This is a genomic window from Mycobacterium sp., assembly GCF_039583805.1.
Taxonomy (GTDB): domain Bacteria; phylum Actinomycetota; class Actinomycetes; order Mycobacteriales; family Mycobacteriaceae; genus Mycobacterium.
In genome coordinates this window covers 1-1,843 of sequence record NZ_JAVKSH010000192.1, presented here as the reverse complement: position 1 = coordinate 1,843, position 1,843 = coordinate 1, and the positions used below count along the sequence as shown (strand labels likewise).

The window sequence follows — 1,843 nt, the reverse complement described above, 5'->3', positions numbered from 1 at the left end:
CTAGGCGCCGAGGCAAACCGAGGCTTCGGCGGTGTAGCACAGAAACGTCATGGTCTCTTGCAGGTACAGCTGCACGGAATCGGCGTCGTGGGACTCATAGCCGATCGCGACGTCGGTGCCCAGTTGCAGGTCGAAATCGCCTCCGCGAGTGGTCAAGACGAACGCGCCGTCGATGGCGGGCGCCCAGATGATGTCGCCGTCGACCAGCCGGTGCAGGTGCTCGCGGATCGGGTAGCCGTGTTCGGTGGTCTCGCTGACCTTGGTGTACGCGTCGGCTGACAGCAGCACCGAATACGGCCCGTCGACACCGGCCAGTCGGAGCCCGGACAACGCCTGGCTGATCACGTCGGGGAAAGCGCGGGCGTCGGCGGGCAGCGTCAGGGCCGGATTGGAGCTGGCGCTGCGAATACCCTCGATCGAGGCGGCGGAATAGCCTTCGAAGATGGTCCGGTCTTCGACGAACGCCAGCTTCTTCGCCGCCGCCTTGACCGGATCCCAGTCGGAGTCCTTGCAGCCGCGCTCCACGCTGTCGACCTCCGAGCGGGATACGGTGAAGGGAACCCGCAGCCGCACAAGTGGTTTGCTGGCTCGCAGGTGGGCGACCACGCCGTCGGCGGGCGCCGCCACGTCGAGCAGCCGACCGGTGCCGACGGTCGCGGTAACCGGGCCGCCCGGTCCGCTGACGTCGACCACCCGGCGCCCGGCGATGTGACGCGTGAATGTCCGCGTGGCCTCCAATTCGATTTCGGCCCAGGCTCCTTCGGTGATCGGCGCCAGTTCGCGGTAAAGGTTGTTCATGCGGAGTTTCCTTTCAGACTGCCGATGCCCAGGGAGTTGTCCCGGCGCGCAGCCATACCCGGCAGCGGCGGTGGATCGTCGAGGAAGTCGACGGTCGGCGTGAAGAACAGGCCACCGGTGACGGCGGTGGAGAAGTCCAGGACGCGGTCGGTGTTGCCCGGCGGGTCGCCGAGAAACATGTTGCGCAGCATCTGTTCGGTGACGGCCGGTGTGCGGGAATAGCCGATGTAGTAGGTGCCGTACTCGCCGGCGCCGACCTCGCCGAACGGCATGTTGCGCCGCAGTATCTTCACTTCGTTGCCGTCGGCGTCCTCGATCTTGTTCAGCGCCAGGTGCGAGTTGGCCGGCAAGGCGGTGTCGTCGAATTCGATGTCCTCCAACTTCGTCCGGCCGAACACCCGTTCCTGCTCGGTGACCGACAACGCATTCCAGCCGGCCATGTCGTGGATGTACTTCTGGACGTGGACGTAGCAGCCGCCGGCGAAGTCGGGGTCCTCGTCGCCGATCATGACAGCGTCGAAAGCCTCTGCGCCGTGAGGGTTCTCGGTGCCGTCGACGAAACCGAGCAGGTCGCGGTTGTCGAAGAACCGGAAACCGTGCACCTCGTCGACCACCGTCACGGCGCCGGCCATCGCCGCCAGCAGCCGAGTGGCCAGCTCGAAGCAGACGTCCATCGTCTCGGCGCGGATGTGCAGCAACAGGTCGCCGGGTGTGGCCGGGGCGACGTGGCGCCCGCCGTCGAGCGCGACGAACGGGTGCAGCTGCGCGGGCCGCGGTCCGGCGAACAACCGGTCCCAGGCCTGCGAGCCGATCGAGGCGACCACCGACAGATGTTTGGCGGGGTCGCGGAACCCGATCGCTCGCACCAGGCCGGAGATGCCGGGCAGCGCGTCGTGCACGGCCGCCTCGCCGCCGGGGTCGACGGTGGCCACCAGGAAGATCGCGGCCGGAGTCAGCGGCGCCAGAACCGGCTGGGGTGTCGCGGCGGTCACAGCCACGACCCTACTGTCCCCGCAGGCCCGCGGTGATAAACATGAGGACATGG

General features: G+C 67.7%; 2 protein-coding genes. Both read right to left on the bottom strand.

What is annotated here, in order from left to right; translation table 11 throughout:
- On the bottom strand, positions 1-798 hold the full coding sequence (locus ABDW21_RS16845; protein WP_343710779.1) for a family 1 encapsulin nanocompartment shell protein: 798 nt from the start codon (positions 796-798) through the stop codon (positions 1-3).
- Positions 795-1,796 (bottom strand): Dyp-type peroxidase, encoded by a 1,002-nt coding sequence (locus ABDW21_RS16840; RefSeq protein ID WP_343710778.1) that lies wholly within the window; start codon positions 1,794-1,796, stop codon positions 795-797. Before ABDW21_RS16840 ends, ABDW21_RS16845 begins: the two co-directional genes overlap by 4 nt.
- Positions 1,797-1,843: the final 47 nt, after the last annotated feature.

Excerpts from the sequence above, each read along its gene's own strand:
- ABDW21_RS16845 (WP_343710779.1), bottom strand. The coding sequence starts at position 798 with ATGAACAACCTTTACCGCGAACTGGCGCCGATCACCGAAGGAGCCTGG.